This is a genomic window from Arenimonas fontis (assembly GCF_008386465.1).
Classification (GTDB): Bacteria; Pseudomonadota; Gammaproteobacteria; order Xanthomonadales; family Xanthomonadaceae; genus Arenimonas; species Arenimonas fontis.
In genome coordinates this window covers 1-26457 of record NZ_VUOD01000012.1, presented here as the reverse complement: position 1 = coordinate 26457, position 26457 = coordinate 1, and the positions used below count along the sequence as shown (strand labels likewise).

The 26457-nt window shown below is 70.4% G+C and carries 25 protein-coding genes and 1 pseudogene; 10 read left to right on the top strand and 16 right to left on the bottom strand.

Annotated elements, in window-relative coordinates; translation table 11 throughout:
- Nucleotides 1–9: 9 nt before the first annotated feature.
- The 3 genes from F0415_RS11450 to F0415_RS11440 are packed head-to-tail and all read left to right on the top strand — an operon-like array spanning nucleotide 10 to nucleotide 4187.
- Nucleotides 10–2001 (top strand): transglycosylase SLT domain-containing protein, encoded by a 1992-nt coding sequence (locus F0415_RS11450; protein ID WP_188310374.1) that lies wholly within the window; start codon nucleotides 10–12, stop codon nucleotides 1999–2001.
- Nucleotides 1998–2939 carry a complex I NDUFA9 subunit family protein gene (locus F0415_RS11445; RefSeq protein ID WP_149861356.1) on the top strand — a complete coding sequence of 314 codons (942 nt, stop codon included), beginning with the start codon at nucleotides 1998–2000 and terminating at the stop codon, nucleotides 2937–2939. The genes F0415_RS11450 and F0415_RS11445 overlap by 4 nt, the downstream gene beginning before the upstream one ends.
- Nucleotides 2940–2942: 3 nt before the next feature.
- On the top strand, nucleotides 2943–4187 hold the full coding sequence (locus F0415_RS11440) for a multifunctional CCA addition/repair protein (protein ID WP_149861355.1): 1245 nt from the start codon (nucleotides 2943–2945) through the stop codon (nucleotides 4185–4187).
- Nucleotides 4188–4289: 102 nt separating this feature from the next.
- Here F0415_RS11440 and F0415_RS11435 read toward each other — a convergent pair whose 3' ends face one another.
- Together F0415_RS11435 and F0415_RS11430 are read right to left on the bottom strand one after the other, a co-directional pair.
- Nucleotides 4290–4718, bottom strand: a complete 429-nt coding sequence (locus F0415_RS11435) for a VanZ family protein (protein ID WP_149861354.1) — start codon at nucleotides 4716–4718, stop codon at nucleotides 4290–4292.
- A gap of 80 nt (nucleotides 4719–4798) precedes the next feature.
- The gene (locus tag F0415_RS11430) at nucleotides 4799–5983 is read right to left on the bottom strand and encodes a class I SAM-dependent methyltransferase (RefSeq protein ID WP_149861353.1); all 1185 of its coding nucleotides are present in this window, start codon (nucleotides 5981–5983) and stop codon (nucleotides 4799–4801) included.
- Between the two features lie 56 nt (nucleotides 5984–6039).
- Here F0415_RS11430 and F0415_RS11425 point away from each other — a divergent pair, with 56 nt between their 5' ends.
- A complete protein-coding gene (locus F0415_RS11425; RefSeq protein WP_425457845.1) occupies nucleotides 6040–6786 on the top strand; it encodes a pteridine reductase in 747 nt (248 codons plus the stop codon).
- Nucleotide 6787: 1 nt separating this feature from the next.
- Here F0415_RS11425 and F0415_RS11420 read toward each other — a convergent pair whose 3' ends face one another.
- From F0415_RS11420 to tsaD, 4 genes are all read right to left on the bottom strand, one after another.
- On the bottom strand, nucleotides 6788–7621 hold the full coding sequence (locus tag F0415_RS11420) for a DUF6159 family protein (RefSeq protein ID WP_149861351.1): 834 nt from the start codon (nucleotides 7619–7621) through the stop codon (nucleotides 6788–6790).
- Between the two features lie 105 nt (nucleotides 7622–7726).
- Nucleotides 7727–8212: a 2-amino-4-hydroxy-6-hydroxymethyldihydropteridine diphosphokinase gene (gene folK / locus F0415_RS11415; RefSeq protein WP_149861350.1), complete on the bottom strand. Its 486-nt coding sequence runs from the start codon at nucleotides 8210–8212 to the stop codon at nucleotides 7727–7729.
- Nucleotides 8209–8565: a dihydroneopterin aldolase gene (gene folB / locus F0415_RS11410; RefSeq protein WP_149861349.1), complete on the bottom strand. Its 357-nt coding sequence runs from the start codon at nucleotides 8563–8565 to the stop codon at nucleotides 8209–8211. The genes folK and folB overlap by 4 nt, the downstream gene beginning before the upstream one ends.
- A gap of 11 nt (nucleotides 8566–8576) precedes the next feature.
- On the bottom strand, nucleotides 8577–9590 hold the full coding sequence (gene tsaD, locus F0415_RS11405; RefSeq protein WP_149861348.1) for a tRNA (adenosine(37)-N6)-threonylcarbamoyltransferase complex transferase subunit TsaD: 1014 nt from the start codon (nucleotides 9588–9590) through the stop codon (nucleotides 8577–8579).
- A gap of 134 nt (nucleotides 9591–9724) precedes the next feature.
- On the opposite strand from tsaD, the gene rpsU reads away from it, so the two are divergent.
- The 4 genes from rpsU to F0415_RS11385 all read left to right on the top strand — a co-directional run bounded on the left by rpsU (nucleotide 9725) and on the right by F0415_RS11385 (nucleotide 14378).
- Nucleotides 9725–9940, top strand: coding sequence for a 30S ribosomal protein S21 (gene rpsU, locus F0415_RS11400; protein WP_149861347.1), 216 nt, complete (start codon nucleotides 9725–9727; stop codon nucleotides 9938–9940).
- Nucleotides 9941–10054: 114 nt separating this feature from the next.
- Complete coding sequence (locus tag F0415_RS11395; protein WP_149861346.1) at nucleotides 10055–10501, top strand: GatB/YqeY domain-containing protein; 447 nt, start codon at nucleotides 10055–10057, stop codon at nucleotides 10499–10501.
- A 48-nt stretch (nucleotides 10502–10549) separates the two neighbouring features.
- Complete coding sequence (gene dnaG / locus F0415_RS11390) at nucleotides 10550–12280, top strand: DNA primase (protein WP_149861345.1); 1731 nt, start codon at nucleotides 10550–10552, stop codon at nucleotides 12278–12280.
- A 166-nt stretch (nucleotides 12281–12446) separates the two neighbouring features.
- On the top strand, nucleotides 12447–14378 hold the full coding sequence (locus tag F0415_RS11385; RefSeq protein WP_210244188.1) for a S9 family peptidase: 1932 nt from the start codon (nucleotides 12447–12449) through the stop codon (nucleotides 14376–14378).
- 46 nt (nucleotides 14379–14424) lie between these two features.
- Here F0415_RS11385 and cyoE read toward each other — a convergent pair whose 3' ends face one another.
- Genes cyoE through F0415_RS11365 form a run of 4 tightly spaced genes read right to left on the bottom strand, consistent with a single transcriptional unit; the run spans nucleotide 14425 to nucleotide 17789 of the window.
- Nucleotides 14425–15378 carry a heme o synthase gene (gene cyoE / locus F0415_RS11380; protein ID WP_149861344.1) on the bottom strand — a complete coding sequence of 318 codons (954 nt, stop codon included), beginning with the start codon at nucleotides 15376–15378 and terminating at the stop codon, nucleotides 14425–14427.
- Entirely contained in the window at nucleotides 15375–16526 is a 1152-nt protein-coding gene (locus F0415_RS11375; protein ID WP_149861343.1) for a COX15/CtaA family protein, read from the bottom strand. The genes cyoE and F0415_RS11375 overlap by 4 nt, the downstream gene beginning before the upstream one ends.
- A 10-nt stretch (nucleotides 16527–16536) precedes the next feature.
- Entirely contained in the window at nucleotides 16537–17091 is a 555-nt protein-coding gene (locus F0415_RS11370) for a hypothetical protein (protein ID WP_149861342.1), read from the bottom strand.
- Nucleotides 17088–17789, bottom strand: a complete 702-nt coding sequence (locus F0415_RS11365) for an SURF1 family protein (protein ID WP_342780508.1) — start codon at nucleotides 17787–17789, stop codon at nucleotides 17088–17090. The genes F0415_RS11370 and F0415_RS11365 overlap by 4 nt, the downstream gene beginning before the upstream one ends.
- Before the next feature lie 54 nt (nucleotides 17790–17843).
- On the opposite strand from F0415_RS11365, the gene F0415_RS11360 reads away from it, so the two are divergent.
- A complete protein-coding gene (locus tag F0415_RS11360; protein WP_149861340.1) occupies nucleotides 17844–18062 on the top strand; it encodes a twin transmembrane helix small protein in 219 nt (72 codons plus the stop codon).
- A 66-nt stretch (nucleotides 18063–18128) separates the two neighbouring features.
- Here F0415_RS11360 and F0415_RS11355 read toward each other — a convergent pair whose 3' ends face one another.
- The 6 genes and pseudogenes from F0415_RS11355 to F0415_RS11335 form a co-directional block, all read right to left on the bottom strand.
- Nucleotides 18129–19001 (bottom strand): cytochrome c oxidase subunit 3, encoded by an 873-nt coding sequence (locus F0415_RS11355; protein ID WP_149861339.1) that lies wholly within the window; start codon nucleotides 18999–19001, stop codon nucleotides 18129–18131.
- A 32-nt stretch (nucleotides 19002–19033) separates the two neighbouring features.
- Nucleotides 19034–19621 (bottom strand): cytochrome c oxidase assembly protein, encoded by a 588-nt coding sequence (locus F0415_RS11350; RefSeq protein ID WP_149861338.1) that lies wholly within the window; start codon nucleotides 19619–19621, stop codon nucleotides 19034–19036.
- On the bottom strand, nucleotides 19618–19746 hold the full coding sequence (locus F0415_RS12800; RefSeq protein WP_281286607.1) for a hypothetical protein: 129 nt from the start codon (nucleotides 19744–19746) through the stop codon (nucleotides 19618–19620). Before F0415_RS12800 ends, F0415_RS11350 begins: the two co-directional genes overlap by 4 nt.
- A 37-nt stretch (nucleotides 19747–19783) precedes the next feature.
- Nucleotides 19784–21415, bottom strand: a complete 1632-nt coding sequence (gene ctaD, locus F0415_RS11345) for a cytochrome c oxidase subunit I (protein WP_149861337.1) — start codon at nucleotides 21413–21415, stop codon at nucleotides 19784–19786.
- Nucleotides 21416–21446: 31 nt separating this feature from the next.
- A pseudogene (gene coxB / locus F0415_RS11340) lies at nucleotides 21447–22305 on the bottom strand (cytochrome c oxidase subunit II); the annotation flags it as partial.
- 34 nt (nucleotides 22306–22339) lie between these two features.
- Nucleotides 22340–22789 carry a DUF2244 domain-containing protein gene (locus F0415_RS11335; protein ID WP_281286606.1) on the bottom strand — a complete coding sequence of 150 codons (450 nt, stop codon included), beginning with the start codon at nucleotides 22787–22789 and terminating at the stop codon, nucleotides 22340–22342.
- 366 nt (nucleotides 22790–23155) lie between these two features.
- Here F0415_RS11335 and putA point away from each other — a divergent pair, with 366 nt between their 5' ends.
- Nucleotides 23156–26329, top strand: coding sequence for a bifunctional proline dehydrogenase/L-glutamate gamma-semialdehyde dehydrogenase PutA (gene putA, locus F0415_RS11330; protein ID WP_246149953.1), 3174 nt, complete (start codon nucleotides 23156–23158; stop codon nucleotides 26327–26329).
- The last annotated feature ends 128 nt before the right edge of the window (nucleotides 26330–26457 follow it).

The following is a 26457-nucleotide window of genomic DNA, read 5'->3' as shown; positions in this document are numbered from 1 at the left end:
CTCGATCGCATGTGCCGCCTCGCGTTCTGCCTGCTCTGCCTGCTCTGCCTTTGCCTGTCCGGCCCTGCCGGCGCCGATACCCCGGAACCGCCGGACCTCTCGCGGCAGCGCCCGGCCATTCTCGAGGCCTTTCGCCTGGCCGAGCAGGGGCAGCTCAGCGTACAGGACCTCGCCCGGATCTCCGACCACCCGCTGCGCGGCTGGGTCGAGGCGACCAACCAGCGCAAACGTCTGGGCGCGGCCCGCACCAGCGAGGTCCGCGCCTTGCTGCATCGCCTCGCCGGCGAGCCGGCCGCCGACTGGCTGCGTGCGGCCTGGCTCGACGAGCTGGCCCGCCGTGGCGATTGGCAGACCTTCCTCGCCGAATACACGCCCGCCGAAGGCGACAGCGAACTGCGCCGTTGCCAGCACCTGGCGGCGCGCCTGGCGACCGGCGAGAGCGGCGAAGCTTGGCTGGCCGATGCCCGCGCGCTCTGGGTGACGCCGCACAGCCTGCCCGATGCCTGTGACGCGCCCTTCAGGACCCTGCAGGCACGCGGCGGCATCGGCCAGGAACTGCGCTGGCAGCGCCTCGAGGGCGCCCTGCTGGCCGGCCAGACCGGCTTGGCGCGCTGGCTGGCCGGCGGCCTGCCGGCCGAGCAGGCCGCGCTGGCCCGCAGCTACGCCGACTTCGTGGACGAACCGCACGACCTCGCCGGCGGCTGGCCGAAGGATGCGCGCAGCCGCGCCGTCGCCACCGAGGGCCTGGCCCGGCTGGCGCGCCGTTCGCCGGACGGCGCCGAAACCCGTCTGGCCGCGCTGGCGCCGGTGCTGGACCTGGACGAGGCCCAGCGAGCCCGCGTGCTCTACCAGATCGCCCTGTGGACCGTGGCCAGCTACCTGCCGCGCAGCGCCGAACGCCTGGCCGCCGTGCCGGCTTCCGCCTACGACGAGCGCCTGCACGAATGGCGGGTGCGTGAGGCCATGAACCGGCGCGACGACGCTACCGCCCTGCAGGCGATCCGCGCCATGCCGGCGCACATGCGCGAGGACCCGCGCTGGCTGTGGTTCGAGGCCCGCCACCTGGAGCGCCTTGGCCGGCCCGACGAGGCCAAGGCGGTGCTGGCCAAGGCGGCGCGCCATGCCAGCTTCCACGGCTTCCTGGCCGCCGACCGGCTCGGCCAGCCCTATGCGCTGTGCCCGCTGGAACCGAGCGACGACCCCGAGCTGCGCCAGCGCGTGGCCGAGGATCCGGGCCTGGCACGCGCGCTGGAACTGTTCACGATCGATCGCCTGCCGCTGGCAAGCATCGAATGGCGCGCACTGATGCGCACCCTGTCGCCGGCCGAACGCAAGATCGCCATCGCCTTCGCCGGCGACGCCCGCTGGTACGACCGGGCGGTGTTCTTCATCGGCGATACGCCCGAGGACCTGCGCTACTACTCGCTGCGCTTCCCCCTGCACCACGAGAACGTGCTGCGCCGTGAAGCCAAGCGCAACGACCTGGATCCGGCCTGGGTGGCGGCGCAGATCCGCGCCGAAAGCGCCTTCATGCCGCGTGCGCGTTCGCACGCCGACGCCCGCGGCCTGATGCAGCTGCTGCCCTCCACCGCCCGGCACACCGCCGCCAAGCTGGGCATCGCCTACAGTGGCATCGCCAGCCTCTACGACCCGGAAACCAACCTGGTGCTGGGCATCGCCCACCTGCGCCACATGCTGGACGAGCATGGAGTCGCCTACAAGGCCATAGCCGCCTACAATGCCGGGCCCGGACCGGTGGCGCGCTGGAACCGCGACCGGCCCAACGTCGAGCCCGATTTCTGGATCGAGACCCTGACCTACCGCGAGACCCGCGAATACGTCGCCCGCGTGCTGGCCTTCAGCGTCATCTACGATTGGCGCCTGGAAGGCCGCGCCATCCCGGTCACCGACCGGATGCTGGGCCGCATCGACCCCGCCGGCAGGCGCAAGCCTTTCGCCTGCCGCACCGACCCGGAACCCGCCACGCCCACCGCGCCATGACTCCGCAAACGCTCGTCATCCTCGGCGGCACCGGCTTCGTCGGCCGCCACCTGGTGTCCCGGCTGGCCCGCGACGGTCACCGGATCGTCCTGCTCAGCCGCAACCTGGCCACGCACAGCGACCGCCTGTTGCCGCCCGGCGTGGAACTGCGCGAGCTGGACGTCTACGACCCGACCGCGCTGCAGCAGGCCTTCGCCGGCGCCGACGCGGTGATCAACCTGGTCGGCATCCTCAACGAGCGCGGCGACAACGGTCGCGGCTTCCGCCGCGTGCACGTCGAGCTGACCAAGCTGGTGATCGCGGCGATGAAGCTGGCCGGCGTGCGTCGCCTGCTGCAGATGAGCTCGCTCAATGCCGGCCGCGGCCACAGCCATTACCTGAAGTCGCGCGGCGAAGCCGAGGCGGCGGTCAAGGCTTCCGGCCTGGACTGGACCATCTTCGAACCCTCGGTGATCTTCGGGCCGGGCGACGGTTTCTTCTGCCGGTTCGCGGCGCTGCTGCGGCTGGCGCCGGTACTGCCGCTGGCCCGGGCCCGGGCGCGGTTCGCGCCGGTGTACGTCGGTGACGTGGTCGAGGCCTTCGTGCGCTGCCTGGGCAACCGGGCCAGCCACGGCCAGGTCTACGAGCTGTACGGGCAGGAGACTTTCACCCTGGCCGAAATCGTCCGCATGACCGCGCGCCAGCTCGGCCTGCGCCGCTGGGTGCTGCCGCTGCCGGACGCGCTGGGCAGGCTGCAGGGCTTCGTGTTCGACTTCGTGCCGGGCAAGCCCTTCTCCTCGGACAACTTCCGTTCGCTGCTGACCGATTCGGTCGGCGGCGTGGACGGTCTGCACCGGCTCGGCATCGAGCCGACCCGGGTCGGGGCGATGCTGCCGGCCATCCTCGGCCATGCCACCGACAAGCAGTCGCGCTACGCGCGCTACCGGTCGGTCCGCTGAAGCATGCGCGCCTACCTGGTCGGCGGCGCGGTACGCGACCGGCTGCTGGGCCGGCCCGAAGGCGACCGCGACTGGGTGGTGGTGGGCAGCACGCCGCAGGAAATGATCCGCGCCGGTTACCTGCCGGTGGGCCGCGACTTCCCGGTGTTCCTGCATCCGCAAACGAGGGAGGAGTACGCCCTGGCGCGCACCGAGCGCAAGACCGCGCCCGGCTACCACGGTTTCAGCTTCCACGCCGCGCCCGACGTCACCCTGGAACAGGACCTGGCCCGGCGAGACTTCACCGTCAATGCCATCGCCCAGGCCGAGGACGGCAGCCTGGTGGACCCCTACGGCGGCGTCCGCGACATCCAGGCGCGGGTGCTGCGGCATGTCTCGCCGGCCTTCGCCGAGGACCCGGTGCGGATCCTGCGCGCGGCCCGCTTCATGGCCCGCTTCGCGCCGCTGGGCTTCACGGTGGCGCCGGAAACCCTGCAGCTGATGCGCGACATGGTCGTCGCCGGCGAGGCGGACCACCTGGTCGCCGAACGGGTCTGGCAGGAGCTGCGCAAGGCCCTAGAGGAGCCACAGCCCTCCGCCGCGCTCCGCCTGCTGCGCGACTGCGGCGCGCTGGCGAGGCTGCTGCCGGAAGTGGACGCGCTGTTCGGCGTGCCGCAGCGGCCGGAATACCACCCGGAAGTGGACACCGGCGAGCACCTGTGCCTGGTGCTGGACATGGCGGCGCGGTTGGCCCCGGGCGATGCCCTGGTCGGGTTTGCCGCCCTCACCCACGACCTGGGCAAGGCACTGACGCCGAAAGACCAACTACCGCGCCATATCGGCCACGAACACAGCGGCGTGCGGCCGCTGCGCGCGGTCTGCGCCCGCCTGAAGGTGCCGGCCGAGTATGCCGCCGCCGCCGAGATCGCCTGCCGCGAGCACCTGAACGTGCATCGCCTGGACGAACTGCGTGCGGACACCGTGCACGACCTGGTCGCGCGCTGCGACGGCTTCCGCAAGCCCGAACGCATCCGCCAGCTGGCCCTGGTCTGCGAAGCCGACAGCCGCGGCCGCCTGGGCCGGCAGGAGGACGACTACCCGCAAGGCCGTCGCCTGCTGGCCTTGCACGAGGCCATGCTGGCCGTCACCGCCGGCCAGGCGGTGGCCAGGGGCCTGTCCGGTCCGGCGGTGGGCGAATGGCTGCGCAAGGCGCGGATCGAGGCGGCAGCGAGCCTGCGCAAGCACTGGAGCGAAACTGGCGCGCCCTAGCCGCCGGCGTACCCTCATCGCGCCATGCCGTCGTGGCCTCGCGCCGCGCGACGGGCACCCGGCGGCCGCCGCGCCGGGGAGTTCGCGGCCGCGGCGCCGTGTTCACGCGCCGGGGTTTCTTTCGCCGGCCTCCCGCCCGCGCTTCCCGGCCATGGCCCCGTCCAGCCATTCCAGGGCCGCAGCCGCGCGCGTACCGGCCACGGCCAGGCCGGCGGCGATGCCCAGCGCATTGGCCGCCAGGTCTTGCCACTCGCCCAGGCGCTGCTCGGTCAGCGTGGCCTGCAATACCTCCAGGCCGGCACCGAGCAACAGCAGCGACAGGCCGGCCGGCAGCAGCGCGCGCGGGCCGCGGAACAGCATCGCCGCCCAGGCCGCCAGCAGGAAATAGCTGAGCAGATGACCGAGCTTGTCCGACCCCGGTGGCATCGCCAGCGGCACCGGCGGCGACAGCGACAGCGCTATGCACAGCAGCCAGCCCAGCGCCCAGAGGCTCAGCCACAACCGGGGGCGGTGAAAGCGGCGCAGGCTCACGAATGCCGGCTCATGACGGTGGGTTCATGGATACAGGCCTGCCTGCGCGCACTTGCGGATGCAGGTCCACCGGCGCCGGCTCACAGGCGCCGGCTCAGGTCGCCCCGGGCGAAGGCCCAGCGGATGTCCACGCCGCGCTGGAAGCCCATGGCCTGGAAACGCTCGCCCATCTCGCCCGGCAGCATCAGCCGCTTGACCTCGTTGTGCCGGCGGTGGCGCTCGACCGGATCGGCGATGGCCTCGATTTCCGCCAGGCACTCGGCCAGGCCGCAATTGATCAGGAAACTCGACTGCGCGCAGTAGCCGGCCAGATCGAAGCCGGCGCCGACGCCGGCCTCGGCCAGGGCGGTGAAATCCACGAAGGCGGTGATGTCGGTCAGACCGGGAAGGTGGAAGGGATCGCCGTGGGCGCGGTGCCGGTGGTGGCAGACCAGGGTGCCGTCGCTGCGCTCGGGCAGGTAATACTCGGCGCGCGGGTAGCCGTAGTCCACGAACACCATGGCGCCGTCGCGCAGCAGGCCGCCGACCGCCTGGATCCAGTAGGGCAGCTGCGGCAGCAGTTCGCTGCGGTAGCCGTCCGGCAGCGGCGCGCCCAGGTCGCGTTCGACATGGCGCACGGCCGCGTGCAGCAGCGCATCGGCGGGCTGGTCCACCCGGATCAGCGCGCCCTCGCGGTCCAGGGCCACGTGTTCCTCGAACACTTCGCCGCCGCGCACGGCGAAACGCGGGGTCGGCAAGGCATCTATCACTTCGTTGGCGAACAGGAAGCCCTGCCAGGGCTGCTCCAGCGGCCCGTCCAGCCACTGCACGCGCGCCCTCGCCGCTTCCGGCAGGCCGGCCTGCAGGCGCTGCCGCTGCCGCTCGCGCAAGTCGGCGCTGGGCTCGAGGATCAGGTAGCGGCCCGGCAAGGCCTCCTGTGCGTGCAGGCGCAGCAGCGCCGCCTCGGCGAAGGCGCCGCTGCCGCCGCCGATCTCCAGGAAATCGCCCTGCCCGCCCAACTGGTGCAGCACCTGGCGGGCGCAGTCGGCCACGCAGCGGGCGAAGCTGGGCCCCAGCTCGGGCGAGGTGACGAAATCGCCCTCGGCGCCGAACTTGCGCGCGCCGGCGCTGTAGTAGCCCAGGCCCGGCGCATACAGCGCCAGCTCCATGTAGCGGGAGAAGGGAATGGCGCCGCCGGCGGCGGCGATCTGGTCGCGGATCAGCGCCAGCAGGCGGTCGCTGTGCGCCTGGGCCTCGGGACCGGGCGTGGGAAGGGCTGTGCTCATCATGGAATCTTGCCGCGGGTCCGCGCAGGATACCGGCATTCCCGTCCACGGCCAGAATGCAGATGAAGCAAGCCCGTCCCGTCGCCCTGGTCACCGGTGCCGCCCGTCGGGTCGGCGCCGTCATCGTCCGCCGCCTGCACGCGGCCGGTTACGACATCGCCCTGCACCATCGCGCCAGCGCCGCCGAGGCCGGCGCCCTGGCCGAAGAGCTGAACGCGGCGCGGCCGGACAGCGTGCTGCGGCTGCAGGGCGAGCTGGCCGAGGACGCCGTGCCGCCCCGGCTGGTGAAGGAATGCCTGGCCCGCTTCGGCCGGCTCGACGCCCTGGTCAACAACGCCAGCGCCTTCTACCCGACGCCGATCGGCGAGACGACGCCGGCGCAGTTCGACGAACTGTTCGCCGCCAACGCCCGCGCGCCCTTCTTCCTGGCGCAGGCGGCGGCGCCGGCCCTGCGCGCGGCCGGCGGCGCCATCGTCAACCTGGCCGACATCTACGGCGAGCGGCCGCTGCGGCATCACACCCTGTACTGCATGGCCAAGGCCGCCCTGCTGATGCTGACCCGCTCGCTGGCGCGCGAGCTGGCGCCGGAGGTGCGAGTGAACGCGGTGGCGCCGGGCGCCGTGCTCTGGCCCGAGGCCGGCAAGGCGGAAAAGGAAAAGGCCGCCATGTTGGCGGCCACGGCCCTCGGTCGCGCCGGCGACCCCACCGACGTGGCCGAGGCGGTGCGCTGGCTGCTGCAGGATGCCCGCTACACCACCGGCGAAGTCATCCGGGTGGATGGCGGGCGCAGCCTGAACCTTTGAATCACTTGCGGACGAAGGCCGCCTGCAGCGCGCCCTCGTCGAAACCGGCCGGCGCATGCCCGTCCACGGCGTAGCGGTACAGCGCCGCCGAATACACGCCGGTCAGGGCTGCCTGCAGGACGCCGATGAAGGCCACGGCCAGCACCGCGATCGCGATCACCGGAATCGCCAGCGGGGCGCCGCCGATGCGGGCCGAGGCGATCACCAGGGCGATGCCGACGATGGCCACCACCGCCGTGATCAGGCCGAAGGCCAGGCCGATGCCGACGTTGCCGGCCAGGTTTTCGCCCCAGCTGCGCTTGAGCAGGCCGACGCTTTCCTTGAGCGCCTCGATCGGGCCGACCTTGCGGCTGACCAGCACCGGCACCACCAGGAAGCTGGTCAGGGTCCAGGCCAGGCCGATGATGCCGACGACGATGCGGCCGAGGAAACCTGCGCGTTCCTCCAGCGCCCGCAGGATCAGGCCCACCGTCGCGGCGATGGCGGCGTAACCGAGGATGGCGCCGATGCGCTCGCGGGCGATGCGCAGGCCGTCGGCCACGGTCGGGTCGCCGCCCTCCAGGCGGATCATGGCCGCACCGACCAGGGCGGTGTTGAAGAAGAAGATGACGAAGTACTGGCAGAGGTAGAACAGGAAGCCCAGCAGGTACAGGCCCGGCCCCGGCCCGCGCCCGTCCAGCAGGCCCAGGCCGAACAGCGGCAGCAGGAAGGTGGCCGCCACCAGCAGGGTGGCGATGCCGGAGATCACCGGAAACAGCAGCAGCTCCTTGTCGGAACGCAGCACCGAGGCGCTGGCCTTGACCAGCGACCAGCTGCGGGAAAGCCGATCGAACATGGTGTCGCCCTCCTCCCGGGCGGCCGGCCCGGTACCCGGCCGATCATGCGGAGCGTGCGCCGGCGCCGCAAGGCCGGACGTCACCCGGCCATGCCCCGACCGCCGCTACAGCGTCCAGTCCAGCCGCACCAGGCCGGGCTGGCCGGGATGATCGCGGCGCAGCTCGGCCAGGCTGCGGCCGCTGCCGGGCACGCGCAGGTCCGGCGCGATGTCGGCCAGCGGAAAGAGTACGAAGGCGTGCTTCAGCTCCGGCCGCGGCAACTGCAGGTTGTCGGGACCACTGAGCACCAGGTCGTCGTAAAGCACGATGTCCAGGTCCAGCGGCCGGCTGGCGAAACGCGGGCCGCCGCGCACGCGGCCCCGCGCCTCTTCCAGGGCGTGCAGCCAGTCGTTCAGCGCCTGCGGTGAAAGCTCGGTGTCCAGGCCGGCGGCGGCGTTGAGGAAGTCCGGGCCTTCGAAGCCCACCGCCGGCGTCCGGTACACCGGCGAGAAGACGACGTCGCCGAAACCTTGGCGCAGCGCCGCCGCCGCGGCGCGCAGGTTGGCCTCGGCTTCGATGTTGCTGCCCAGGCTCAGCCAGGCCCGGCTCACGGCTGCCGGCTGCGCTCGATGATGACGCCCACCGAGCGCGCCCCGCGCACGGCACCTGGCTTGCTCAGCTTCAGGCGCACGTGCTCGACCCCGAATTCACCGGTGATGATCGCGGCGCAGCGCTCGGCCAGGGTTTCCACCAGGCCGAAGCTGGATTCGGAGACGAACTGGATCAGGCGCTTGCTGACCGCCTTGTAGTCCAGGGTGTCCTCGATGGCGTCGGTGGCGGCCGGGCGGGTGTTGTCGAAGGCCATCTCGATGTCCAGCACCACCGGCTGGCGGATCTTGCGTTCCCAGTCGTAGATGCCGATCACGCACTCGATCTGCAGGCCCTCGATGAAAACCCTGTCCATTCGCGGCTCCTTCAAACGGCCGGCAAGCTTGCCATGTCCCAGCGTGGCGTCACGGTGACGGCGGCGGGCTCGCGCTGGCCGGCCTGCAGGCGCAGGGCACCGGCGAAGGCGATCATGGCGCCGTTGTCGGTGCAGAAGGCCGGGCGCGGGAAGCGCACGCGGGCGCCACGCTCGGCCGCCAGGGCCTGCAGCTTCTCGCGCAGGCGGCGGTTGGCGCCGACGCCGCCGGCCACCACCAGGGTGTCGGCGCCGGTCCGGTCCAGGGCCCGGGCGCACTTGATCGCCAGGGTGTCCACCACGGCCTCCTCGAAGCCGCGGGCCAGGTCGGCCCGGGTCTGCCCGCTCTGGTCCGAGCCCTGCCAGGCCAGCAGCACCTGGGTCTTGAGCCCGGAGAAGCTGAAATCCAGGCCCGGCCGGTCGGTCATGGGCCGGGCGAAGCGGAACCGGCCGGGGCGGCCCCGCTCGGCCAAGCGGGCCAGCTCGGGACCGCCTGGGTAAGGCAGGCCCATCAGCTTGGCGGTCTTGTCGAAGGCCTCGCCGGCGGCATCGTCCAGGGTCTCGCCCAGGAGCTCGTAGTCGCCGACGGCGCGAACCTGAACCAGCTGGGTGTGGCCGCCGGACACCAGCAGGGCCACGAAGGGCGGCTTCAGGGCCGGGTCTTCCAGCATGGGCGCCAGCAGGTGGCCTTCCATGTGATGCACGGCCACGGCCGGCACGTCCAGGGCCCAAGCCAGGGCGCGGCCGGCGGCGGCGCCCACCATCAGGGCCCCGACCAGGCCGGGACCGGCGGTGTAGGCGACCCCGTCCAGATCGGCCGGGCGCAGGCCGGCCTCGGCCAGCACCTGCCGAACCAGGGGCAGCAGCCGGCGCACGTGGTCCCGGCTGGCCAGTTCCGGCACCACCCCGCCGTATTCGGCGTGCAGGGCCACCTGGCTGTGCAGGGCGTGCGCCCGCAGGCCGGCGGCCGTGTCGTAGACGGCCACGCCGGTCTCGTCGCAGCTGGTTTCGATGCCGAGGACGCGCATGGGCGGGTTCTGGGGCCGCAAGGCCCGGTTGCAAGGGAAATCCGGGGCTTGGCTTGCCTGCCGCGCCGGAGACCGCGTATCATACCCGGCTCGCCGGCCAGGCCGGGCGAAATCCACGCATCCCGGAGCATTCCATGCCGTCTGTGAAAGTCCGCGAAAACGAGCCGTTCGAGTTTGCGCTGCGTCGCTTCAAGCGCACTTGCGAGAAGGCCGGCGTCCTCGCCGAGACCCGCAAGCGCGAGTTCTACGAGAAGCCGACCCAGGAGCGCAAGCGCAAGGCCGCCGCCGCGGTGAAGCGTCAGCTGCGGCGCATGTCGCGCGACGTCACCAAGCGCCAGCGCCTGTACTGATCGCGCATTCCCGCGCGGAACGGCGGCCGTCCGCGGCCGCTCTTCCGCGACGACAGGAAGCCGGCATGCGTCCCGCTGCCGGCTTTTTGTGTTCCTGATACCCGGAGATCGAGCATGAACCTGAAGGCCCGACTGACCGAGGACATGAAGACGGCGATGAAGGCCGGCGAAAAGGACCGCCTGGCCGTGATCCGCCTGATCAATGCCGCCATCAAGCAGAAGGAAGTGGACGAGCGGGTGGAAATGACCGACGCGCTGGTGCAGGCGGTGCTGGAGAAGATGGTCAAGCAGCGCAAGGATTCGATCGCCCAGTACGAATCGGCCGGCCGCGATGACCTGGCCCGGGCCGAGCGCTACGAACTGGGCGTGATCGAGGCCTACCTGCCGGAGAAGATGGGCGAAGCCGAGATCCAGGCCGCCATCGCCGCCGCCAGGGCCGAAACCGGCGCCGCCGGCCCGGCCGACATGGGCAAGCTGATGGCCGCGCTCAAGCCGCGCCTGGCCGGCAAGGCCGACATGGGCCTGGTTTCCCAGCTGGTGAAGAAGTCGCTGGCCGGTTGAGGCTTTCCCGGCGACCCCGGGCGGGGCTTTCGGGCATGCTAGGCGGCCATGGCAAGGATTCCCGACGCCTTCATAGACGAGCTGCTGGCCCGGACGGACATCGTCGAGGTCATCGGTTCGCGCGTGCCGCTGAAGCGGCAGGGGCGGGAGTACGCGGCGCTCTGCCCCTTCCACGACGAGCGCTCGCCTTCGTTCACGGTGTCGCCGACCAAGCAGTTCTACCACTGCTTCGGCTGCGGCGCGCACGGCACCGCGATCAGCTTCCTGATGAACTACGACCGGCTCGAGTTCCTCGACGCGGTCGAGGAACTGGCCAAACGCGCCGGCATGGACGTGCCGCGCGACACCCGCGCCCGCAACGAGAACGGTGAAAGCCGCGAGCTGTACGCGGCCCTGGAGGCCGCCGCCCGCTTCTTCCAGCAACAGCTGCAGGGCAGCGCCAAGGCCAGGGCCTACCTGGACAGGCGCGGCGTGTCGGCGGAGATCCGCGCCCGCTTCGGCATCGGCTACGCGCCGGACGGCTGGGAGGGCCTGAAGGCCGCCCTGGGCACCGACGAACGCCGGCTGGCGCTGCTGGAGAAGGTGGGCCTGTTCTCGCGCAACGACGCCGGCCGCGTCTACGACAAGTTCCGCGACCGGGTGATGTTCCCCATCCACGACCGCCGTGGCCGGGTGATCGCCTTCGGCGGCCGGGTGCTGGAGAAGGATGACGGCCCCAAGTACCTCAACTCGCCGGAGACCGCCCTCTTCCACAAGGGCCGCGAACTGTACGGCCTGTGGCAGGTGCGGCAGGCGCACGCCAGGATCCCGCGGCTGGTGGTGGTCGAGGGCTACATGGACGTGCTTTCGCTGTTCCAGTACGGCGTGGACACCGCCGTGGCCACGCTCGGAACCGCCACCACGCCCGAACACGCCGAACTGCTGTTCCGCAACGCCGCCGACGTCTATTTCTGCTTCGACGGCGACCGCGCCGGCCGCAGCGCCGCCTGGCGCGCGCTGGAATCGGTGCTGCCGCGCATGCGCGACGGCCGCCAGGCCTTTTTCCTGTTCCTGCCCGAAGGCGAGGACCCGGACAGCATCGTGCGCAAGGAGGGTGCCGCCGGCTTCGACGCCCGGTTGCAGCAGGCGACACCGCTGAGCGCGTTCTTCTTCGCCGAACTGGGCAAGGACGTGAACCTGGGCGGCGTCGAGGGCAAGGCCCGGCTGGCCGAACGCGCGCGCCCGCTGCTGGCGCAGATTCCCGACGGCGCCTTCCGCGACCTGATGTACCAGCGCCTGGCCGAACTCACCGGCGTCGGCGCCGTCGTGACCGCCGGTCCGCCCCCGGCGGCACCGCCCCCGGCGCCCGGCGGCGGCCGCGGTCCGGCACCGAAACGCAGCCTGGTGCGCACCGCCATCGGCCTGCTGCTGCAGAAGCCGGCGCTGGCCGAGGCGGTCGAGCCGCCCTATCTCTTCGCCGTGTTGCGCCAGCCCGGCATCCCGCTGCTGATGGAAATCCTCAGCCTGGCCCGCAGCCGGCCCGGCATCAGCACCGGGGCGGTACTGGAGCATTTCGCCGGCCGCGATGAGGAAGCGGCGCTGCAGAAGCTGGCCGCGCAGGATTTCCCAGGTGACGAGGCCGGCTGGCGCGCCGAGCTGCTGGACGCGCTGGCGCAGCTTGATCGGCAGACGCGACAGCAGCGGCTGGAGGAGCTCAACGATCGCGTCCGCGACGTGGGCATGTCCGGCCTGAGCGAAGCCGAGAAGGCCGAACTGCGGGAATTGCACGCGGCGCGCTAGGGCGCGCGTCCGTGCGGGGCTTCGGCTGCCCGCGCCGTTGCGCGATGTTGCGCATCTGAGATTCCCCACCCTACCGTCCGGGTCGCCAGATGGCGCCACACCGCCGACCCGTCCCGCATGGCGACACCGGGGTATGCTTCGACCATCCCAAGCTGGAGGTGGAGCGATGAGGCTGATCGTGCTGGGGCTGTTGTCATGGCTGGTGCTGCCGGCCGCAGCGGTGGAGCGCGTGGAGGTTGGCAACCGGGTGATGGAGAACCTGCCGGAGGTGCCGGCAGAGCTGATCGAACGGCTGGACCGCTACCAGAACACCCGCGGCGCCACCTTCTCCGGCTGGCTGGAGGACGGCAGCCTGCTGGTCACCACCCGTTTCGGCGAAACCAGCCAGGTGCATCGTGTGGCCATGCCGATGGGCATGCGCGAACAGCTGACCTTCTACCGCGAACCGGTGAGCGCCGTCACCGCCGCGCCGGCGGCCGGCGCCGACGGCTTCGTCTTCGGCAAGGACGTGGGCGGCTCGGAGTTCTGGCAACTGCACTGGTACGACCTGGACAGCCGCGAAGTGAGCCTGCTCACCGACGGCGGCCGCAGCCAGAACACCGCGCCGCTATGGTCGCACGACGGCCGGTGGCTGGCCTGGTCCAGCACCGCCCGCAACGGCACCGATTACGACCTGTGGCTGCGCGACATGGCCGGTGGCGAAGCGCGCATCGTGCTGCAACAGGGCGGGATGTGGCTGCCGATGGACTTCTCGCCCGAGAGCGGGCGCCTGCTGGTGATGAAGTACGTCAGCATCAACGAAAGCTACCCCGGCGAGCTGGACCTGGCCACGGGCGAGCTGCGGATGTTTCCGGTGGACGGCGGCAAGGCGGCGTTCCGCGCCTTCCGCTACGCGCCGGACGGCCGCTCGGTCTACTACGTGTCCGACGAAGGCCGCGAGTTCCTCACCCTATTCCAGCACGACCCGCGCGGCGGCGCGCCCACCGCGCTCAGCGCCCATGTGCCCTGGGACGTGCGCGAACTGGCCATCGCCGCCGATGGCCGGCACCTGGCCTACGTCAGCAACGAGGACGGCATCAGCCGCTTGCGCGTACTCAGCCTGCCCGACCACCGCGAGCTCGACCTGCCGGAACTGCCCATCGGCGTGATCGGCAGCCTGGGCTTCTCGCCCGACGGGCGGCGCCTGGCGCTCACCCTCAACAGCGCCACCTCGCCCAGCGACGTCTACGTGCTGGACCTGGCCCAGGGCAAGCTGGCGCGCTGGACGCAGAGCGAAGTCGGTGGCCTGGATGCCTCGCGCTTCCGCGCGCCCGAGCTGGTGCGCTTCCCCACCTTCGACGAGGTCGAAGGCCAGCCGCGCACCATCCCGGCCTTCTACTACCGCCCCGAGGGCGAGGGCCCGTTCCCGGTGGTCATCAGCATCCATGGCGGCCCGGAATCGCAGGCCCTGCCGGTGTTCAACCCCAACACGCAGTTCCTGCTCAACGAGCTGAAGGTGGCCGTGCTGGTGCCGAACGTGCGTGGCTCGGCCGGTTACGGCAAGACCTACCTGCAGCTGGACAATGGCCTCAAGCGCGAGGATTCGGTGCGCGACATCGGCGCCCTGCTGGAATGGATCGCCACCCGGCCCGAGCTCGACGCCACGCGCGTCGGCGTGATGGGCGGAAGCTACGGCGGCTACATGGTGCTGGCCAGCATGGTGCACTACGACGACCGCCTGCGCGCCGGCATAGACGTGGTCGGCATCTCGCATTTCCGCACCTTCCTTGAGAACACCGAGAGCTACCGCCGGGACCTGCGCCGGGCCGAGTACGGCGACGAACGCATTCCCGAGATCGCCGCCTTCCACGAGCGGATCGCCCCGCTCAACAATGCCCACCGGATCACCCGGCCGCTGTTCGTGGCCCAGGGCTACAACGACCCGCGCGTACCCTGGACCGAGGCCGAGCAGATCGTGAAGGCGGTACGCGGCAACGGCGGCGAGGTCTGGTACCTGATGTTCAGGGATGAAGGCCACGGCTTCCGCAAGAAGAGCAACAGCGATTTCTTCAACGCTGCGGCGATGTTGTTCTGGCAGAAGCACCTGCTGGGCAAGTAGGCGGCGCCGCAGATGGACCGGATGCCGGCGGTGTCGCCGGCGTCCTTCACTCCCCCGGAACGAGTTCCAGCGCCGGCGCCGGCGCCATGCCCGGCAGCAACCAGTGGTCGGCCAGCAGGAAGGCGAACAGCGCCATCAGGTAGACCACCGAATAGTTGAACACCTGCATGGCATAGAACTCGCTGGGCGGGTCGAGCAGGCGAATGGCGTAGTAGAGGAAGACGCCGCCCAGCACCAGGGCGCCGCCCAGGTAGAACACTCCGCTCATGCCGGCGACGAAGGGCAGCAGGCTCACTACCAGCAGCAGCACGGTGTAGAACAGGATCTGCCAGCGGGTATAGCCGACGCCGTACACCACCGGCAGCATCGGAACCAGCGCCTTGGCGTAGTCCTCGCGGCGGAAGATCGCCAGGGCCCAGAAATGCGGCGGCGTCCACACGTAGATGATCAGCACCAGCAGCAGCGCGTGGTGGTACTGGAAGGCCGGCTCCCACAGCGCCGCCAGGGTGCCCTCGGCCGGGAAGCCGCGTACCGCGGCCCAGCCCAGCAACGGCGGCGCCGCGCCGGCCAGCCCGCCGATGACGATGTTCTGTGGCGTGGCCCGTTTCAGCCAGCCGGTGTAGACCACCGCGTAGCCGATCAGCGAGGCGAAGGTCAGCAGCGCGGTGAAACCGTTCACGCCCGCCCACAGCAAGGCCATGGACGCCGTGCCCAGCGCCAGCGCGAAGGCCAGCACCTGGCCGGAGCGGAGCGAGCCGGTAGCCAGCGGCCGGTGCCGGGTGCGCGCCATCACCGCGTCTATGCGCTGGTCCAGCAGGTGGTTGATCGCCGCCGCCGAGGCCGCCGCCAGCCAGATGCCCAGCGCCCCCAGCAGGATGCGCGGCCAGGGCCACGGCCGGCCGGGCTCGATCGCCAGGAACATGCCGATCACCGCGGTGAACACGATCAGCGCCACCACCCGCGGCTTGGTCAGTTCCCAGTAGGCGATGGCGCGGCTCATTCCGGCGTCCGCAGGCGGGCCAGCAGGCCAACCACCGTGAACAGCAGCAGGGCGGCACCGGCGTTGTGGGCCGTGGCCACCCACAGCGGCAGGCCAGCAACGATGTTGCTGATGCCCAGGCTCACCTGCGCCAGCAGCAGCACGGCAAGGACCGTTCCCCAGAACACCAGCCCCGGTGTCCGGATCAGGCGCAGCGCCAGGAAGGCCAGGTGGCCGACTACCAGCAGCGCGAACAGGCGGTGGGCCATCTGGATCGCGACGCGGGCCGGGCCATCGAGCACGCCGCCTTCGTAATCCACGCCGATACCGCGCCAAAGCACGAAACCCTCGCGCCAGTCCTGCTCCGGCCACCACTGGCCCAGGCAGGTCGGGAAGTCGGTGCCGCAGGCCAGGGCGGCGTAGTTGGCGCTGGTCCAGCCGCCGAGCGCGATCTGCACCAGCAGCAGGCCCAGGCCGACCCACAGCAGGCGCCGCAGCCGCCCCGCCTCGGCCAGCACCAGTGCGCTGCCCGGCGTGGTGGCCCAGGCCAGCCACACCAGCAGCGAGAAGGTCAGCAGGCCACCCAGCAAGTGCGCCATCACGATCACCGGCTTGACCAGCCAGATCACCGTCCACATGCCCAGCACGGCCTGGAACACGATGACCATGAACAGCACGGTCGCCAGCCGCGAGGCGTCCGCGTTCGACCAGCGGATCGCCTGCGCCAGCAGCAGCAGTTCCGCTGCCAGGAACAGTGCGAGGGAAAGGCCGTGGTTGGGTGCGAGCAGGCCGGGCACTCCCATATAGGCCGGAATGGACAGCGCCACCAGCAGTGCCGCCGTCAGCAGGCTGGCGATGCCGCCCGGACGCTTGCGCGCCGCCAGCAGGGCCAGCGCCAGCACGAAGGCGCCCAGCAGGGCGGCGATGTGCCGGTGGAACTGCTCGCGCCAGGCCTTGTGCGGTTCCACCGCGCGCTCGAAGGCGGCGTTGGCCGCTTCGACTTCGTGCTCGGCCACCGGCCAGGTCGCCTTGCCGTAGCAGGTCGGCCAGTCGGGGCAGCTCAGGCCGGCATTGGACAGCCGGACGAAACCACCGAACACGATCACAGCCAGGGCCAGCAGCACGGCGGCCCAGGCGAGGCGGTGGTAGTGACGGTGCGGGGAGTTCATGCCGGCGACCTTACTTCAAGACCCGGCCGAGATCCTTGCGCAGGTGCGAGGGATCGAATCCGGGGGCGTAACGCAGGACCAGGTAACCATTGGGATCGGCCAGATAGACCGGCAGGGCGTCCGGACGCGGCGTGTCCGGCAGCAGGGCCAGCAACTCGGCGGAAGCGGCCATCGGCACCAGGCCGCCAAACGCCGGCGCGGATGCCGGCAGTTCGCCGAACCACAGCACTTTCAGCCGGTCGGCATGCCGGCCTTCGCTCAGCCAGACCCGGTGCAGCGCGTCCAGCAACCTGACGCAGGAAGCGCCGCAGTCCGCCGGCACCGGCACGACCACGTGCCAGTGCCGCTCTTCCGGACGCCAGCGCCAGGCCTGGCCGTCGGCCCGGCTCAGGGGCAGGTCCTGCAAGCGGGGGTAGGGGTCCAGCATCTGCCCCAGGTTCCGGGTCTGGCCGGGTTTCCAGCCGCCGAAGAACAGGCCGGCGGCGATGCCGAAGCTGCCCAGGAACAGGACGGCCACCAGCAGCAGGGTGAGGCGCGATCGGGTCTTGGCGGATGTGTCTTTCATGGGCGTCGGCGCAAGCTCAGGACGATCAGGATGACCAGGGTGGCGGCGCTGAGGCCGAACCACTGGATGGCGTAGCCGCGATGCTTCTCCGGCGGCAGGGTGTTGGGCAGCAGGTCGAGATCGCGTTCATGGCCCAGCGGCAGGGCCGGATCCAGGCGCAGCACCCGCGCGGCCAGGTCCGGCAGGGCCCAGGCCCGGGCCACCGCGGCCGGTTCCAGCCGCAGCGCCAGCCAGCTGCCGTCCGTCTGCGCCTGCATGCCCGGGCCCAGGGCCAGGCCCGGGGCCGGTGGCGGCACCAGCAGGCCGGCCAGCTCGGCGTCGCCGCGCGGGCAGTGCTCGACCGGCAGGCGGCGGTCGCCGGCCAGCGGCAGCCAGCCCATGTCCACCAGCAAGGCCGCCGCGTCCGCGGGCTGAAAGGCGCAGTACATGCGCAAGCCGACCCGGTCGCCGCGTCGCTGGTTGTCCAGCCACAGCACCGGCGTGGCGAGGAAGCGGCCCCGGCCCCGCACCCGCAGCGGCCAGGGGCCCGGATCGGCGAGGGCGGCGGCCAGGTCGGAGGCCGGCGCACGCAGCGCGGCATCGGCCCGTGCCAGCAGCTCGCGCTTTTGGGTCTCGCGGCCCAGCTGCCAGCGACCCAGCGCGGCAAAGGCGAGCGCCAGGCACAGGCCGGTCAGCACCAGGACGACACGACGTTTCACCACCCCATCCCCGCATCGGCGGATAATGGCGCGTTCTCCCATTCGGGCCACGCCATGAGCAATGAGCTGAAAACCCTCGTCGTCATCGCCTTCCTGATCCTGATCCTCTGGAACCTCGGCGCTGGCCTGTACTACATGATCGTGGACAAGGGCAGGACCAAGCGCACGGTGAGGTCGCTGACCTGGCGCATCGGCCTGTCGGTGGCGCTGATCCTGCTGGTCATCCTCGGCATCGCCACTGGCCTGGTACAGCCGCACGGCATCGGCCGCTGAGGCCTGCAAAGGCATCGGGCCGGCACTGGGCCGGCCCGCGCACGGACTGCCGCGACCGCAGTCGCGTCAGAGCACGTAGACGAACAGGAACAGGCCCAGCCAGACCACGTCCACGAAGTGCCAGTACCAGGCCACCGCTTCGAAACCGAAGTGGTGGTCCGGGCTGAAGTGCCCTTTCATGCAACGCAGCCAGATCACGATCAGCATCACCGTGCCCAGGAACACGTGCATGCCGTGGAAGCCGGTCAGCATGAAGAAGGTCGAGCCGTAGATGCCGGAGCCGAGGGTCAGGCCCAGCTCCTGGTAGGCGTGGACGTACTCGTAGCCCTGCACGCACAGGAAGACGGTGCCCAGCAGGATGGTGGCGCCAAGCCAGAAGATCAGGGCGCCGCGCCGGTTGGCCTTGAGCGCGTGGTGGGCGATGGTGATGGTGACGCCCGAGCTCAGCAGCAGCAGCGTGTTGACCAGGGGCAGGCCCCAGGCCGGGATGGTCTGGAAGGCGCCGCCGATGCCGGCCGGGCCGTTGCTCGGCCAGCCGGCCGTGAAACCCGGCCACAGGTACTGGTTGGTCAGCGCGCCGTCGCCCTCGCCCGACAGCCACGGCAGGGCGAACTGGCGGGCATAGAACAGGGCGCCGAAGAAGGCGGCGAAGAACATCACCTCGGAGAAGATGAACCACATCATGCCCATGCGGAACGACACGTCCACCTGGGCGTTGTACTTGCCGGAGATGGATTCCGAGATGACGTTGCCGAACCAGGCCGCCAGCACGCCCAGGGTCGCCGCCAGGCCGATGAAGAACAGCGTCTGGCCCCAGGCGTGGCCGTTGAACCAGTTCGCCACCCCCAGCGCCGTCGCGAACAGGGTGATCGAACCGATGAAGGGCCACGGGCTGTGGTGCGGGACGTAGTACACGTTGGCGTCGTGGGTCTGTGCCATGGGGTTCCCCGGTGCTCCTGGAAGGCCTGCGGTCACGGTGCCGTACGGGCGGCGGCGGCGGGATGGTTGCCGGCCGCGACCCGGGCGGTGGCCGCGTCGTTGCTGAAGAAGGTGTAGGAAAGCGTGACCGTGCTCACGTTGTCGGGCAGCGCCGGGTCGATGATGAAGCGCACCGGCATCAGGCGCTCCTCGCCGGCCTGCAGCAGCTGCTCGGTGAAGCAGAAGCATTCGGTCTTGTTGAAGTAGGTCGAAGCGGTGGACGGCGCCACCGAGGGCGCCGCGTTGCCGACGATCGCGCGGTCGGAGACGTTGCGGGCGATGTAGTTGGCTTCGTACAGCTTGCCCGGATGCACTTCCATGCGCAGCACCTGCGGCCGGAACTCCCAGGGTAGCTTCGAGTTCACCGTGCCGTCGAACTCGACGATCACCGTGCGCGACTCGTCCACTTCCAGGCCTGCCACCCGCGACTCTCCGGCCGGCCCCTGCTCGAGCTTGATGCCGAACACCTTCTCGCAGGCGATCCGGTACAGCGGCACCAGCGAGAAGGCGAACACGAAGGATCCAGCCGCCACCAGGGCGATGGTGCGGAAGGTACGACGCGGCGACACCGGCGCGTTCATGGCAGCACCGCCGACAGGATGAAGGCGAGGTATACGGCAAGCGCGACCAGGCCGACCGCCCAGGCCGTGCGGCGGATGCCGCGGCGGCGGGCTTCGGTGCGGAACGGGTCGTGCTGGGCGTTCATGGGCCTGGCGCGGCGCCGGGCGGCGCCGCTTCCTCCGTCAGTGGGTCACGTCACCGTGCGCCAGGTCGCCATCCCTGATGACTGGCGGAGTGGTGAAGGTATGGTGCGGCGCCGGCGAGGGCACGGTCCACTCCAGGCCCTTGGCACCCTCCCAGCTGCGCGCTTCCGCCCTGGCGCCGCCGCGAACGGTCTGCCAGACGATCCAGGCGAACAGCAGCTGGCTGATGCCGAAGCCGAAACCGCCGATGGTGGACCACATGTTGAAATCGGCGAAAGCGACGTTGTAGTCGGGCACGCGGCGCTGCATGCCGGCCAGGCCGAGGAAATGCTGGGGGAAGAACAGCAGGTTCACGAAGATCGTGGACAGCCAGAAATGCAGCTTGCCCAGCTTCTCGTTGTACATGTGCCCGGTCCACTTCGGGATCCAGTAGTACACGCCGGCCATGATGCCGAACACGGCGCCGGTCACCAGCACATAGTGGAAATGCGCCACGACGAAATAGGTGTCGTGGTACTGGTAGTCGGCCGGGACGATCGCCAGCATCAGGCCGGAGAAGCCGCCGATGGTGAACATGATCACGAAGCCGAGCGCGAACAGCATCGGCGTCTCGAAGCTGATCGAACCGCGCCACATGGTGGTGACCCAGTTGAACACCTTCACGCCGGTCGGGATCGCGATCAGCATGGTGGCGTACATGAAGTAGAGCTCGCCGCCCAGCGGCATGCCCACTGTGAACATGTGGTGGGCCCAGACGATGAACGAGAGGAAGGCGATCGAGGCAGTGGCGTACACCATGGCCTGATAGCCGAACAGCGGCTTGCGGGCGAAGGTCGGGATGATCTCCGACACGATGCCGAAGGCCGGCAGGATCATGATGTAGACCTCCGGGTGGCCGAAGAACCAGAAGATGTGCTGGTACATCACCGGGTCGCCGCCGCCGGCCGCGTTGAAGAAGCTGGTCTCGAAGAACTTGTCGGTCAGCAGCATGGTGACCGCGCCGGCCAGCACCGGCATCACCGCGATCAGCAGGAAGGCGGTGATCAGCCAGGTCCAGACGAACACCGGCATCTTCAGCAGGTCCATGCCCGGGGCGCGCATGTTCAGCACGGTGGCGATGATGTTGATCGCGCCCATGATCGAGCTGATGCCCATCAGGTGGATGGCGAAGATGGTGAAGGCGGTGCTGTTGCCGCCCTGCAGGCTCAGCGGCGGATACAGGGTCCAGCCGCCGGCCGGGCCGCCGCCGCCGATGCCGAACAGCACCTGCAGCAAGGTCGGCAGCAGCAGCAGGGTGAAGGCGAAGGGCAGGATCCAGAACGACCAGTTGTTCATGCGCGGCAGCGCCATGTCCGGCGCGCCGATCTGCAGCGGGATCATCCAGTTGGCCAGGCCGACGAAGGCCGGCATGACTGCGCCGAAGATCATCACCAGCGCGTGCATGGTGGTCATCTGGTTGAAGAACTCGGGCTCGACCAGCTGCAGGCCGGGCTGGAACAGCTCGGCGCGGATCACCAGGGCCATCGAGCCGCCGATGAAGAACATCACCAGCGAGAACACCAGGTACAGAGTGCCGATGTCCTTGTGGTTGGTCGAGTAGAACCAGCGCTGGAAGAAGCTCTGCTTGTGCTCGCCGTGATGGTCGGCGTGCGCGGCGTCGGTGTGTGCCATGTCTTTCTGCCTCTCTCTGGTTCTGCTGCTCAGCCTTCGCCGCCGGCGCGGGCGGTGGCGGCGGCGACGATGCGGGCGGCCTCGGCCTCGTTGCCGGCCTTCTGCGCGGCCAGCCAGGCCTGGTACTCGGCCTTCGGCACCGCCTTCACCACGATCGGCATGAAGCCGTGGTCCTTGCCGCACAACTCGGCGCAGACACCGCGGTAGGTGCCCGGCTGCTTGATCTCGGTCCAGGCCTCGTTGATCAGGCCCGGGATGGCGTCCTGCTTCCAGCCCAGCGCCGGCACCCACCAGGCGTGGATGACGTCGTCGGCGGTGAAGACGAAACGGATCTTGGTGTCCACCGGCAGCACCAGCGGGCGATCAACGTCGCGCAGGTAGTGCGGATGGTCAGCCTCGCTCGGCACGACGCCGCTCTGGCGCAGGCGGTCGGATTCGCGGTCGAGCCGCGAGATGAAGTTGACGTCCTCGCCGACGATCTCGTAACGCCACATCCACTGGTAGCCGGTGACCTTGACGGTCATCTCGCTGCCCTTGGTGTCGTACTGCTCGATCACCTTGACGGTGGCCGGCACCGCCATCACCACCAGGATGACGATCGGGATCACCGTCCAGAGGATCTCCAGCCGGGTGCTGTGGGTGAAGCCGGTATCCGGCACCGCCCCCCTGGACTTGCGGAACCGGAACATCGCCACCGCCATGGCGCCGAACACCACCAGGCCGATGAACACGCAGATCCACAACATCAGCATGTGCATGTCGTAGGCGTTGTACGCGGTCTCGGTCACGCCGCGCGGCATGTTCAGCTGCCAGCGCCGGGGTTCGCTGTCGGCCCAGGCCGGAAGGCCGGCCAGGGCGGTGGCCAGGCCTGTGGCAATCGCTGATCTCATCGCTGCATTCATCCGAACATACCCCGACAACACGTCAATCCCGTTGGTCCAGGCCGCGGCGCCGTGCCGCCGCCAGCATTCGTTCCAGCCGGGCGGCGAGATCCCGGCGCTCTCCCGGCGAGAGGAAGGCGCCGACCTCGACCTGCCGGCCCTGGCAGGCCAGCAGCACCCGCTGCCCGTCCTCGTCGCCGTCCACCCGCAGCCGCACCCAGTAGGGGTGGGCCACGAAGTCCGGACCCGGCCGGGCCGAGCGGCGAACCTCGAGGCGGCGCTCGTCCAGCGCGATCACCTCGAAGCGCTCGCCCTGGCGCCACACCCATCGCAGCACCGCCGCGATGAAGGCCGCGTCCAGAAGCGCGAAGGCCGGGGCGAACACATTGCCCCGGCTCCAGGCGTACCCGGCCACGAGGAACATGGCCAGGGACAGGGCGAGGAACAGGACGGCGAACTGGCCCGCGCTCATGGCGCGCCGCGGCCGGAGCACCAGGGAGGCCCCGGACCCGGTCGGCGCCGCTGGCACGAGCTCGATCACCGCAGCCCAAGGCCCCGCTTCGGAAAACCACGGGAGTTTACCGAGCCGTGCTCCGGGGGGGCAAGCCGAACGGGGCTGCGGACGGCGCCGTCGGCGCCCGGCCCGCCGGCCAGGCCCGCATCGGGTTGCGGGAAAACGCTTGTCGCCACGCCCCTCTCCCGCCGCCAGCCCGGCACGTATCCGGACCCGCTCCGGGGCGAATCAATCGCTCGCGCGCCCGCTTCGCCGTCGTGGCCATCCCGTCCGCCCCGGGCGGGCCGTTTTTCGCCGGCCTGCTAGAATGCGCGGCCCCGCGCGCCCTGCGCGGCCCCTTGCCGGATCGACCGCCGGAACGCCGTGAAGCCCATTCTCAGCCCCGAACTGCCCGGATCCGCGCCGGACCTGCGCGCCCGCATCACTGCCGCCTATCACCGCGACGAAGCCGAACACCTGGCCGAACTGCTGGAGCAGGCCCGCCTGCCCCCCGCGGAACAGGCACGGGTGCAGGCCACCGCCCTGGCCCTGGTGGGCCGGACCCGGATCCGCGCCGCCGACCCGGGCATGGTCGAAGCCTTCATGCGCCAGTACGACCTGTCCAGCGAGGAAGGCGTGCTGCTGATGTGCGTGGCCGAGGCCCTGTTGCGCATCCCGGACCGCGCCACCGCCGACGCGCTGATCCGCGACAAGCTGGGCGAGGCGGAGTGGAAGCGGCATCTGGGGCAATCCAGTTCGGTGCTGGTCAATGCCTCCACCTGGGGCCTGATGCTGACCGGTCGGCTGGTGCAGCTGGCCGAGGAAACACGGCGCGACGCCATCGGCGCCTTCCGCCGACTGGTCGGCCGGGCCGGCGAACCGGCGATCCGGCTGGCGGTGCGCCAGGCCATGAAGATCATGGGCCACCAGTTCGTCATGGGCAGGACCATCCAGGAAGCCCTGGAACGCGCCGCCAAGGACGAGAAGCAGGGCTATCTGCACTCCTTCGACATGCTCGGCGAGGCGGCCCTCACCCGCGGCGACGCCGAGCGCTATTTCAGGGCCTACCGCGACGCCATCGAAGCGATCGGCGCCGGCAGTTCCGCGACCGACGTCTTCGCCGCGCCCTCGATCTCGGTGAAGCTGTCGGCACTGCATCCGCGCTACGAACACGCGCGCCGCGCCCAGGTGCTGGCCGAACTGACCCCACGGGTGCTGGAGCTGGCCCGCCTGGCCAGGGCCCGCGGCATCGGCTTCACCGTGGACGCCGAGGAAAGCGAGCGCCTGGAGCTGAGCCTCGACGTGATCGCCGGTGCCTATGCCGACGCCTCGCTGGACGGCTGGGAGGGCTACGGACTGGCCGTACAGGCCTACCAGAAGCGCGCGCCCTACGTGATCGATTTCATCGCCGACCTGGCCCGCCGCACCGGCCGGCGCATCCCGGTGCGCCTGGTCAAGGGCGCCTACTGGGACAGCGAAATCAAGAAGGCGCAGGCCGACGGCCACCCCGGCTATCCGGTCTTCACCCGCAAGGCCAATACCGACGTCAGCTACCTGGCCTGCGCCCGGCGCATGCTGGCGGCCGACGACGCGATCTACCCGATGTTCGCCACCCACAACGCCCAGACCATCGCCGCCATCCACCATTTCGCCGGTGGCAAGCGCTTCGAGTACCAGAAGCTGCACGGCATGGGCGACGACCTGTACGCCGAAGTGGTGCCGGCCGACAAACTGGGCGTGCCCTGCCGCGTCTACGCGCCGGTGGGTTCGCACGAGGACCTGCTGCCCTACCTGGTGCGGCGCCTGCTGGAGAACGGCGCCAACTCCAGTTTCGTCAACCGCATCACCGACGAGTCGCTGCCGGCGGAATCGCTGGTGGCCGACCCGGTGGAAACGGTGTCGGTTTACGCCAGCAAGCCGCATCCGCGCATTCCCCTGCCGCGCGACCTGTACCGGGCCGCCGGCGAAGACAGGACCAATTCCATGGGCGCCAATCTCGCCAACGACGACACCCTCGCCTCCCTGGCCCGCGACATCAATGCCGCGCTGAAGCCACATCGGGCCGCGCCGCTGGTGCCGGGCACCAGCCCCTCGGGCACGCCGGTGCCGGTACGCAACCCGGCCGACCGGCGGGAACAGGTAGGCGAGTGGCTGCCAGCCGACGCCGCCACGGTCGAGCAGGCGCTGAAGAACGCCCGTGCCGCCCAGGAGGCCTGGGACCGCACGCCGGCCGCCAGCCGCGCCCTCGTTCTCGAGCACGCCGCCGACCTGCTGGAACAGCGCATGCCGCAGTTCATGGCGCTGTGCGTGAAGGAAGCAGGCAAGTCGCTGCCGGCCTCGGTGGCGGAGGTGCGCGAGGCGGTGGACTTCCTGCGCTACTACGCCCTGCAGGCGCGCCGCCTGTTCGGCCAGCCGACGCCGCTGCCGGGCCCGACCGGCGAGAGCAATCAGCTGTTCCTGCACGGCCGCGGCGTGTTCGTCTGCATCAGCCCGTGGAACTTCCCGCTGGCGATCTTCCTGGGCCAGGTGGCGGCGGCCCTGGCGGCCGGAAACGCCGTCATCGCCAAGCCGGCCGAGCAGACCACCCTGGTCGCGCATGCCGCCACCCGGCTGCTGCACGAAGCCGGCATCCCCCAAGACGTGCTGCAGTTCCTGCCCGGCGACGGCGCCACCGTCGGCGCCGCGCTCACCGCCGATCCGCGCGTGGACGGCGTGGCCTTCACCGGCTCCACCGAAACCGCCTGGGCGATCAACCGGGCGCTGGCGGCCCGCAATGCCCCGATCGCCGCCCTGGTGGCCGAGACCGGCGGCCAGAACGCACTGATCGCCGATTCCTCGGCCCTGCCGGAACAGCTGGTCAAAGACGCCATCGTCTCGGCCTTCGATTCGGCCGGCCAGCGTTGCTCGGCGGCGCGGGTACTGTTCGTGCAGGCGGACATCGCCGACAAGGTGATACGGATGCTCGCCGGCGCCATGGACGAGCTGGTGGTGGGCGACCCGGGCCTGCTGAGCACCGACGTCGGCCCGGTCATCGACGAGGACGCGCGGCGGATCCTGCAGGCGCACGCCGAACGCATGGACCGCGAGGCGAAGCTGATCAAGGAGGTGAAGCTGCCGGAAGGCGCCGAACACGGCTGTTTCTTCGCCCCACGCGCCTATGAGCTGCAATCGCTGTCGCAGCTCGACCGCGAGGTGTTCGGGCCGGTGCTGCACGTGATCCGCTGGCGCGCCGACCAGCTGGACGAGGTGCTGGCACACATCAATGCCACCGGCTACGGCCTGACCCTGGGCATCCATTCCCGCATCGACACCACGGTCGAGAAGATCGCCCGCACCGTGAAGGTGGGCAACTGTTACGTCAACCGCAACCAGATCGGCGCGGTGGTCGGCGTGCAACCCTTCGGCGGTGAAGGACTGAGCGGCACCGGCCCCAAGGCCGGCGGCCCGCACTACCTGCTGCGCTTCGCCACCGAGCGCACTCTCACCATCAACACCACCGCCGCCGGCGGCAACGCCTCCCTGCTCACCCTCGACGACTGACCCCTTTGATCTGACCCTTTGATCTGACCCTTTGATCTGACCCTTTGATCTGACCCTTTGATCTGACCCTTTGATCTGACCCTTTGATCTGACCCTTTGATCTGACCCTTTGATCTGACCCTTTGATC

What these genes read in the sequence shown, in the direction of transcription:
- F0415_RS11450 (WP_188310374.1), top strand. Translation starts at nt 10, where the DNA reads ATGTGCCGCCTCGCGTTCTGCCTGCTCTGCCTGCTCTGCCTTTGCCTG.
- F0415_RS11445 (WP_149861356.1), top strand. Translation starts at nt 1,998, where the DNA reads ATGACTCCGCAAACGCTCGTCATCCTCGGCGGCACCGGCTTCGTCGGC.
- F0415_RS11440 (WP_149861355.1), top strand. Translation starts at nt 2,943, where the DNA reads ATGCGCGCCTACCTGGTCGGCGGCGCGGTACGCGACCGGCTGCTGGGC.
- F0415_RS11430 (WP_149861353.1), bottom strand. Translation starts at nt 5,983, where the DNA reads ATGAGCACAGCCCTTCCCACGCCCGGTCCCGAGGCCCAGGCGCACAGC.
- F0415_RS11425 (WP_425457845.1), top strand. Translation starts at nt 6,040, where the DNA reads ATGCAGATGAAGCAAGCCCGTCCCGTCGCCCTGGTCACCGGTGCCGCC.
- F0415_RS11420 (WP_149861351.1), bottom strand. Translation starts at nt 7,621, where the DNA reads ATGTTCGATCGGCTTTCCCGCAGCTGGTCGCTGGTCAAGGCCAGCGCC.
- folB (WP_149861349.1), bottom strand. Translation starts at nt 8,565, where the DNA reads ATGGACAGGGTTTTCATCGAGGGCCTGCAGATCGAGTGCGTGATCGGC.
- tsaD (WP_149861348.1), bottom strand. Translation starts at nt 9,590, where the DNA reads ATGCGCGTCCTCGGCATCGAAACCAGCTGCGACGAGACCGGCGTGGCC.
- rpsU (WP_149861347.1), top strand. Translation starts at nt 9,725, where the DNA reads ATGCCGTCTGTGAAAGTCCGCGAAAACGAGCCGTTCGAGTTTGCGCTG.
- F0415_RS11395 (WP_149861346.1), top strand. Translation starts at nt 10,055, where the DNA reads ATGAACCTGAAGGCCCGACTGACCGAGGACATGAAGACGGCGATGAAG.
- dnaG (WP_149861345.1), top strand. Translation starts at nt 10,550, where the DNA reads ATGGCAAGGATTCCCGACGCCTTCATAGACGAGCTGCTGGCCCGGACG.
- F0415_RS11385 (WP_210244188.1), top strand. Translation starts at nt 12,447, where the DNA reads ATGAGGCTGATCGTGCTGGGGCTGTTGTCATGGCTGGTGCTGCCGGCC.
- cyoE (WP_149861344.1), bottom strand. Translation starts at nt 15,378, where the DNA reads ATGAGCCGCGCCATCGCCTACTGGGAACTGACCAAGCCGCGGGTGGTG.
- F0415_RS11375 (WP_149861343.1), bottom strand. Translation starts at nt 16,526, where the DNA reads ATGAACTCCCCGCACCGTCACTACCACCGCCTCGCCTGGGCCGCCGTG.
- F0415_RS11370 (WP_149861342.1), bottom strand. Translation starts at nt 17,091, where the DNA reads ATGAAAGACACATCCGCCAAGACCCGATCGCGCCTCACCCTGCTGCTG.
- F0415_RS11360 (WP_149861340.1), top strand. Translation starts at nt 17,844, where the DNA reads ATGAGCAATGAGCTGAAAACCCTCGTCGTCATCGCCTTCCTGATCCTG.
- F0415_RS11355 (WP_149861339.1), bottom strand. Translation starts at nt 19,001, where the DNA reads ATGGCACAGACCCACGACGCCAACGTGTACTACGTCCCGCACCACAGC.
- F0415_RS11350 (WP_149861338.1), bottom strand. Translation starts at nt 19,621, where the DNA reads ATGAACGCGCCGGTGTCGCCGCGTCGTACCTTCCGCACCATCGCCCTG.
- F0415_RS12800 (WP_281286607.1), bottom strand. Translation starts at nt 19,746, where the DNA reads ATGAACGCCCAGCACGACCCGTTCCGCACCGAAGCCCGCCGCCGCGGC.
- ctaD (WP_149861337.1), bottom strand. Translation starts at nt 21,415, where the DNA reads ATGGCACACACCGACGCCGCGCACGCCGACCATCACGGCGAGCACAAG.